This is a genomic window from Actinomycetota bacterium (genome assembly GCA_035540895.1).
Taxonomy (GTDB): domain Bacteria; phylum Actinomycetota; class JAICYB01; order JAICYB01; family JAICYB01; genus DATLFR01.
Map to the genome: position 1 here is coordinate 1 of DATLFR010000118.1, position 7,569 is coordinate 7,569.

Here is a 7,569-nt window from a genome sequence, read left to right on the forward strand (position 1 = left end):
GCCTCTTGGGGGCTCCCGCGCGGCGGGCGACCACCAGGTAGACGACCGGGACGACGACCAGCCCGACCAGGTTGGTGCGGGTCAGGCTCGTGACCACGGCGGCGACCCCGGCCGCCCCGAGGACGAGCCGCAGGAGACGCCGCTCCGGCATCGCGAGGGCGACCCCGACCCCCAGGAGCCCCAGCATCCCGAAGTGGAACGGGCCCGGGAGCACCGAGACCGCGCGCGTGACCCCCCCGATCTCGCCCGTGTAGCGGTCGGCACGCGCGGCCGCTCGCACGGCCATCCCGATCGCGGTGGGCTGCAGGAAGTCGAAGACGCCGAAGACGAGCACGGGGAGCATGAGCCATGCCACGACCCTGACCACGCGGAGCAGCTCCTCCCGGTCGATCTGCCAGACGTACCCGGCGACCAGCGCGATGGCCGGCAGGAACGACTTGCGGGCACCTATCGCCCACATCCCCAGCCCGGGGGTGTTGGGGTTCCAGGCCTGCAGGACGACGAGGATGGCCAGGAGGTAGACCGCGAAGAGGGCACCCCGGTAGCGCGTGCCGGTGAGGAGATCCGGTCCGCGGTGCACGACGTGCGCGGCGACGACGCCGAGGAAGGCCACCTCCGCGAGCAGGATCAGCGCCGGCACCTCGAAGGCGCGCCCCAGGCCGAGGTAGGCGCTCGCGAAGAGGGCCAGCGCCGGTCCGGCCCCCCGCCAGGGCGACTGCCGCTGCCCGGCGGAGGTCGTCTCCCTGTCCTGCGCCGTCTTCATGGCACCCATCGTTGCATCACGTCCCGGCGACGCGGGTCATGGGGTCGGGAGCGGCCTCGGGCCGGTCTCCGACCGACCGGGCCGGCGACCTCCAGCCGATCCACTGCACCAGCGCCGAGGTGAGGTAGGCGCCGAGCGAGGCGAGGGCCGCCCCCACCGCCCCGATCGCCGTGACCAGCGAGGGCACGGCGACGACCGTGACCACGGCAGCGGCGGCCACCGCCCGCAGGTGCTGCGCCTGCCGGTGGGTGCCGGCCAGCCCCGCTCCCGCGATCTTCGTGAAGGCGACGACCGGGATGGTGAGCGCGAGCACCCGCAGGACCTGCGCACCCGCCACGAACTCCTCGCCGTACAGGAGCCGGAGGAGGACGGGAGCCGTCGCGAACACGAGCAGCCCGGCCGCCGCCGTCCCGGCCACGGCCAGGGCGAGCGAACGGTGCACGAGCGCTCGTGACGCCGGTTCCGGACGCCGGGCGATCTCGGGGAGGAGCACGGTGGCCATCGAAGCGGCGGGGAGGAAGAGCCCCTCGGTGATGCTCACCGAGGCCGCGTACAGCCCCAGGGTCTCCCGGGGCAGGAGGGCGGCGAGCACGACCTGGTCGAGCCGGTAGTTCACCATCTGCAGGACCAGGGCCGGCCCGACCAGGACGGCGTAGCGCAGCGCGACGATGTGTTCCCGGAGGCTCGGTCGCCCCGTCGCCAGCGATCGGGCGTTCAGCAGGAGCGAGGCGGCGGCGGCACCCAGCCAACCCAGGAAGATCAGCGCCTCCACGTCGCCCAGGGCGGGCCGCCCGGGGAGAGCCAGGAAGGCGGCGACGACGAGAACGAGCGGGAGCAATCCCGAGCCTGCGCGGACGGCGGCGTACGAGCGGTACCTGCGTTCGACCGGGAGGAGCTCGCCGAGCAGGATCGTGACGAGCTGGAGGGGGATGGCCACCAGGACGAGAGCCGGACGCTCTACCCCGCCGATCACCGGCAGCCGCTCCCCCACCGATGCGCCGACGACCGCGAGGACGACCCCCACCGTCCCCGCCGTGAGCACGCTGTTCCACGCGAAGGTGCCGACGCGGTCCGGGTGCTTCGCTCCCCAATAGGCGTGGGCGGTGGGGAGTCCGAACCCGAGCACGGTGCTCGCGAGCATCGGCACCAGGACGAAGACGGCCAGCTCGCCGCGTCCTTCGGGGCCGTAGGCCCGGGCCACGACGAGGGCCAGCGTGAAGTTGGACGCCGAGGCGAGAAGGTTGCCGCCGAAGACGGTGGCAGAGGCTCGGGCGACCTGCCGCAGCCTCATGGGAGCTCAGTACGCGCCGCGGCCCCGGATCACGGCGGGGATCGTGCGGACCAGGATGTAGAGGTCCATCACGATGCTCCAGTTCTGGATGTAGATCAGGTCGAGGCGGACGAGCTCGGAGAACGGGAGCTCGCTGCGGCCGCTCACCTGCCACATGCCGGTGACCCCCGGCCGCACGGTCAGCCTGCGGGCCAGGGCGCGGTCCTGACCCTCCACCTCGTAGTCGGAGGCCGGCAGCGGACGAGGCCCGACCAGGCTCATGTCCCCCTTCAGGACGTTGACCAGCTGGGGGAGCTCGTCGAAGGAGGTGCGGCGTAGCCACCGTCCCACCCGGGTGACGCGGGGGTCCTGACGGATCTTGAACAGGGCGCCGTCCGTCTCGTTCTCCGCTGCGAGCTCGGGCCGCAGATCCTCCGCGCCTTCGACCATCGTCCGGAACTTGAGGAGCTCGAACTCGTGCCCGCTGCGTCCCTTGCGCCGCTGGCGGAACAGGACAGGGCCGGGCGAGTCGAGCCGCACGGCGAGCGCGACGAGGGCGAGCATGGGGACGAGCAGGACCAGGAGCGCGGAGGCCAGGAGGACGTCGAGGAGCCGCTTCATCACCCGCTGGTAGACGCGCAGGCTGGGGACCTCGAGCGCGAGCGCGGGCATCGCGCCCACCGGGAGGACGTGCACGTTCTGGACGAGCATGTACTCGAGCTCGGGGATGAGCAGGACCGTCACCGGCTGGTCGGCCACCGACGCGGTCGCGCCTCTCACCTCGTCGGTGGTGAGGTCGGCGCCGACCAGGATCACGGCCGATGCCCGTTCCCGTTCGACCACCCCCGGGAGCCCGTCCAGCTCGACCTGGGGGAGGTCCGACCAGGCGAACCCGCAGGTGGCGACCATGGCGATGCCCATCTCGGGCTGCGACCCGATCTGGTCGGCGAGCGCCTTCGCCTCTCTCCCTCCGACCAGGACGGCCCGCGTGAACCCCCACCCCCGGCGCCTGGCCGCCGTCACGCCCGCCCTCAGGGCGCGGCGACCCATCCCGGCCGCGAGGATGGACAGGACCGTGCCCGAGACGAGCCAGATCCGGCTGGGGGGCTCCTTCAGGGCGAACCCGACCAGCAGGAGCCCGGCCGCGCCGCCGAGGCCGCCGGTGACCAGCCTCCTCGCCTCCTCGAGGCCGGAGGCGCACCTCAGCGGGTTGTACAGCCGGGCGGCGGCGAACGCCCCCACCCAGACCACGACCCCGAGGGCGATGGGGGCGACCAGGAACCGGGTCTCGGGTCCCACCGGGTCGATCTCGGAGACGCCGAACCGGGCGACGGCGGCCACGGTCAGCCCGAGCCCCACCATGGCAGCGTCCAGAGCCACCGCGGCCGCGCGCCAAGGGGTGTACCAGGTCGGTCTCATGTCGGACGCATGTTCTCCGAGGTCAAGGCGATTCTAGCCCCGGGTGCCCGAGAGCCACGTCGCGGAACGCACGTTCGCTCTGGAAAGCACCCCCGACGGCACCTCGCCCCTGCCCCGTTTCAACCTCCGAAGCAACAGGGGCTATCAGTGAAAGGGGATGAGGGCATTGGCGATGGCAACTGCGCCCAGAGAGGCCGTGTACGGCAGAGCGCCAACCGCCCAGGGGTTCGAGCGGAGCTTCTGGACCAAGCGGAAGAAGTCGGCCACCAGTCTTCTCGCGACGCTGGCGATGCTCGCCGGGATCGCGATCGCGTACAAGCTCTTCGACCAGACCGTCCCGAACAACGTCGTCCGGGACGCGTCGAACTTCGACTTCCTCATCGAGCGCAACGACCCTCGGTTCGATGAGTCGGGCACGTGGGTGACGGCGACCTCCACCGGTTCCGCGCCGATCTTCCGCACCTTCGGCACGGCGGACGAGTACCAGTCGGCCTCGATCTACCCGGGCGACACGCGTCAGGTGAACGTGCGCATCTCGAACACGCACGTCACCCCGTCGCGCGACGCGAGCTTCCAGGTCTACATCCAGAACATCGAGGTGCACGACCGGACGAACCCGGGAGCGCCTTCGGGCACCTGCCCGACGACGGGACCGACCGCCGCGTCGTCACCGTGCACGGTCTCGGCGTCCGACCCCCGATGGGCGAGGTTCGTGAGCTGGTTCACCTTCGCGGTGGACAAGGAGCGCATCTACAACTCGGCTCCGCTCGGTGGGGACCTCGGCTACGACCCGCGGGGGCCGCAGTACGCACAGGCTTGCTCGAGCGGTGTCCGCGAGGTCACCCGCAACAGCCCGTGCGAGCTCGGCCTGATCCGGGCGAAGGGCTCGACCTCGGAACTGGACGACAAGCCGACCGACGTGAGGCTCTACCGCTTCAAGCTCACGGAGGCGGACGACGGCACGGACCAGTCGGGCTTCAAGGGATGGGCGATCAAGTTCGACCTCGTCTTCTCGGCCCGGGTCCCGGCGGTGCCGGAGGACGTCACGCCGATCGGGCAGCGTTAGAACTCAGCAGCAGTTAGCTCTAAAGGACGGGCCCCCGAGGGGGCCCGTCCTGCATGTCCGGGGCTTGCCTTCCTCCCCCGGGGGCCGATACTGGACCCGTGAACGCGCAGGATTGGGCGCCGCGCGCCCTCGAGAGGATCCAGGACCACACCGCCCCGGTGGCCGTGGTCGGCTGCGGGTACGTCGGGCTCTCGGTCGCGATGGGGCTCGCTCGGGCCGGGTTCCCCGTCTTGGGGGTGGAACCGGCTCCCAAGCGGCTGGCCGCCTTCCAGCGGGGTGAGAACGCCGTCCCCGACGTCGAGGTGGCTGAGGTCGAGCTCGACGCCCTGCGGGAGGCCGGACGCATGCGCTTCACCGAGGCGGTCACGGAGGACGCCGACGTGTACATCATCTGCGTCCCCACCCCCCTGCGCGACGGCTCCCCGGACCTGTCCCACATCGAGGACGCGGGGGCCGCGGTCGCGCAGCGCCTCAAGCGGGGGGACATGGTGATCCTGGAGTCCACCACCTACCCGGGCACCACCGAGGAGCTCCTGCGTCCGATCCTCGAGCGCCTGTCCGGGCTCGCCGCCGGCCAGGACTTCGCCCTCGGCAACTCGCCGGAGCGGATCGACCCCGGCAACCGGACCTGGCACATGCAGAACACCCCGAAGGTGGTCGGCGGGCTCACCGAGACCTGCACGAAGCTCGCCGCCAGCCTCTACCAGCAGATGTGCGACACGGTCGTCCCCGTCTCGAGCCCGCGGGCCGCGGAGATCACGAAGCTTCTGGAGAACAGCTACCGGGAGGTCAACATCGCGCTCGTCAACGAGCTCGCGATGGTCTGCCACGACTTCGCGATCGACCCCTGGGAGGTCATCTCGGCGGCGTCCACCAAGCCGTTCGGGTTCACCCCGTTCCGCCCCGGCCCGGGGGTCGGCGGGCACTGCATCGGCACGGATTCGCAGTACCTGGCCTGGCGCACGAAGGGGACGGCCGGACGCCAGTTCAGGCTCCTCGAGACCTCCCACGACGTGAACCAGCGCATGCCCGCCTTCGTCGCCCAACGCACGGCCGAGATCCTCAACGAGCACGGCAAGGCGGTGCGGGGGGCGGCGGTCCTGATCCTGGGGATGGCGTACAAGGGTGGGACGAGCGACACCCGCGAGAGCCCGTCCATCCGGGTGGCCGAGCGGCTGATCCCGGCGGGAGCCAAGATCGCCTACCACGACCCCCACGTGCCGGAGATCACCCTGGACGGGGAGGTCCACCGGTCGGTCGAGCTGTCCCCGGGGTTCGTGTCCTGGGCCGACCTCGTCCTGATCCTCACCGACCACCCGGAGGTGGACTACGACCGGGTCGTGCACGACGCCCGCTGCATCTACGACATGCGCGGCGTGACGATCCCCATCGCCGTCCCCGAGGGACACCGGGTCTACCGGGTGTAGCCCCGCCGCACAGGCCTCTGTGCGGATTTGTACGCAGACCCGGGGAGCCCGTCGCGGCTACCTTTCCCTCGATGGCGCTGAGGGGCGCCCGCCCGAGGGAGGTCGCGCATGCGCAGGTTAGGTCTATCTCTGCTGGTCCTGCTGTTGTCGGGGGTGTCCTGGGCGTCGCCCGCCTCCTCGGCTGAGCCGACCCAGCACGTCGTCCAGGCGGGAGCGATCCACCCGACGGATCCCGTCGCCCCGTACGAGTTCACCCGCTACTACCCGGAGCGGCTGAAGGTGCACCGGGGCGACACCGTCCGGTTCGACCTCGTGGGATTCCACACGGTCACCTTCTTCGGGCCCGAGGGACGGGCGCCGTTCGTACGCCCGGACGAGGCTCCCGGGTCGTTCGTGACCGACGAGCGGTGGGCTCTCAGCACCTGCGGCCGTGACTCGGCGCCGGCCTGCGTCCTCACGGGCGACGACAGGTTCCTGTCGTCGGGGGTGCCGTTCGTCCTCGAGGACGGCCCGTTCCGGCTCGGCATCGATGCCCCCACCGGCGTCTACAGGTTCAACTGCACGGTGCACCCGTCCATGGAGGGACAGCTCGAGGTGGTCGACGATGCCGTCCCGCTCCCTTCGGCCGCGTCGATCGCCTCACAACGCGCCGAGGAGATCGCTCAGGACGCCGCGGCGGCCGACGCGTTCGTCGAGCGCCAGGAGCCGCGGTCCGACACGGTCGCCGGACGGCGGGTCTGGCAGGTCAACGTCGGCGGGTCGACCCCCGACAACCACGTGGCCATCCTGTCCTACCTCGGGCTGCCCGACGTGGTCGAGCCGGACGACGCCGTGCACTTCGCGCCCCCGCCCGGGGTCGTGGACGAGGTCCACACCGTGACCTTCCCCGGGCAGGCGGTCGGCGGGTTCACGCCTGTGCCGACCGGGCTCGGCGGCTTCGGGTTCTACGCGCAGTGCGACCTCGACTCCCGTACCTCGGGCCTCTCGGGGATCCCCGGACCCTGGTACGCGGTCACCCCGACGAAGTGCCCGGTCAACGTGGAGCTCGGACTCGGGCCCTGGATGATCGACGCGACCCGGGCGCCGGGAGACGAGGTGCGCCCCGGGACGTACCACGACTCGGCGATGCTCGTCCCCCAGGACGCTCCGGACGAGATCCGCGAGCTGCCCCGCGGCTCGGGACGTCGGTTCGCGTCCTCGTTCGACGCCGTCTTCCCGGTGGCCGGCGAGTACACGTTCGCCTGCAACGTGCACCCGGACTTCATGAAAGGTGCCGTGAGGGTGGGTTGATGCGTCCCTGGGTCGCCGCGGTCGTGGGTGTGCTCGCGCTCTGCGCGAGCGCACCCGTGACCGCGGCGACCCCCACCCCGGCGGAGGTGGCGATACGCAACTCCCGCTACGAACCGGCCGACCTCCGCGTCGAACGCGGCGGGATCGTCCGGTTCAGCGCCTTCGAGTCCTCCCACACCGCGACCGCCACCGACCGCAGCTTCGACCTCCCCGGAGGCCGCACGTTCGATATCGGCGAGAGCGCCGAGTGGAAGGCTCCCGACGCCGACCTGGTCGTCAACTACCGCTGCTCCATCCACAGCTTCATGCGTGGACGCATCGTCGTGGGAGACCC

At 71.4% G+C, this 7,569-nt stretch carries 7 protein-coding genes; 4 read left to right on the top strand and 3 right to left on the bottom strand.

The features are described from left to right. The 3 genes from VM840_06610 to VM840_06620 form a co-directional block, all read right to left on the bottom strand. Window positions 1-763: hypothetical protein (locus VM840_06610; GenBank protein HVL81245.1), on the bottom strand; the 763-nt coding region annotated here is incomplete at its 3' end. 16 nt (window positions 764-779) lie between these two features. Beyond that, window positions 780-2,054 carry a polysaccharide biosynthesis C-terminal domain-containing protein gene (locus tag VM840_06615; protein HVL81246.1) on the bottom strand — a complete coding sequence of 425 codons (1,275 nt, stop codon included), beginning with the start codon at window positions 2,052-2,054 and terminating at the stop codon, window positions 780-782. A 6-nt stretch (window positions 2,055-2,060) separates the two neighbouring features. After that, window positions 2,061-3,452 (bottom strand): sugar transferase, encoded by a 1,392-nt coding sequence (locus tag VM840_06620; GenBank protein HVL81247.1) that lies wholly within the window; start codon window positions 3,450-3,452, stop codon window positions 2,061-2,063. A gap of 196 nt (window positions 3,453-3,648) precedes the next feature. Here VM840_06620 and VM840_06625 point away from each other — a divergent pair, with 196 nt between their 5' ends. The 4 genes from VM840_06625 to VM840_06640 form a co-directional block, all read left to right on the top strand. Then, window positions 3,649-4,518 carry a hypothetical protein gene (locus VM840_06625; GenBank protein ID HVL81248.1) on the top strand — a complete coding sequence of 290 codons (870 nt, stop codon included), beginning with the start codon at window positions 3,649-3,651 and terminating at the stop codon, window positions 4,516-4,518. 98 nt (window positions 4,519-4,616) lie between these two features. Further along, window positions 4,617-5,945 (top strand): nucleotide sugar dehydrogenase, encoded by a 1,329-nt coding sequence (locus VM840_06630; protein ID HVL81249.1) that lies wholly within the window; start codon window positions 4,617-4,619, stop codon window positions 5,943-5,945. Between the two features lie 108 nt (window positions 5,946-6,053). Beyond that, a complete protein-coding gene (locus VM840_06635) occupies window positions 6,054-7,235 on the top strand; it encodes a hypothetical protein (protein HVL81250.1) in 1,182 nt (393 codons plus the stop codon). Then, the coding region (locus VM840_06640; GenBank protein HVL81251.1) for a hypothetical protein at window positions 7,235-7,569 on the top strand (335 nt) is incomplete at its 3' end. The genes VM840_06635 and VM840_06640, both read left to right, overlap by 1 nt.

Bases quoted from the DNA above. Each gene is read 5' to 3' on its own strand.
- VM840_06615 (HVL81246.1), bottom strand. From the start codon at position 2,054: ATGAGGCTGCGGCAGGTCGCCCGAGCCTCTGCCACCGTCTTCGGCGGC.
- VM840_06620 (HVL81247.1), bottom strand. From the start codon at position 3,452: ATGAGACCGACCTGGTACACCCCTTGGCGCGCGGCCGCGGTGGCTCTG.
- VM840_06635 (HVL81250.1), top strand. From the start codon at position 6,054: ATGCGCAGGTTAGGTCTATCTCTGCTGGTCCTGCTGTTGTCGGGGGTG.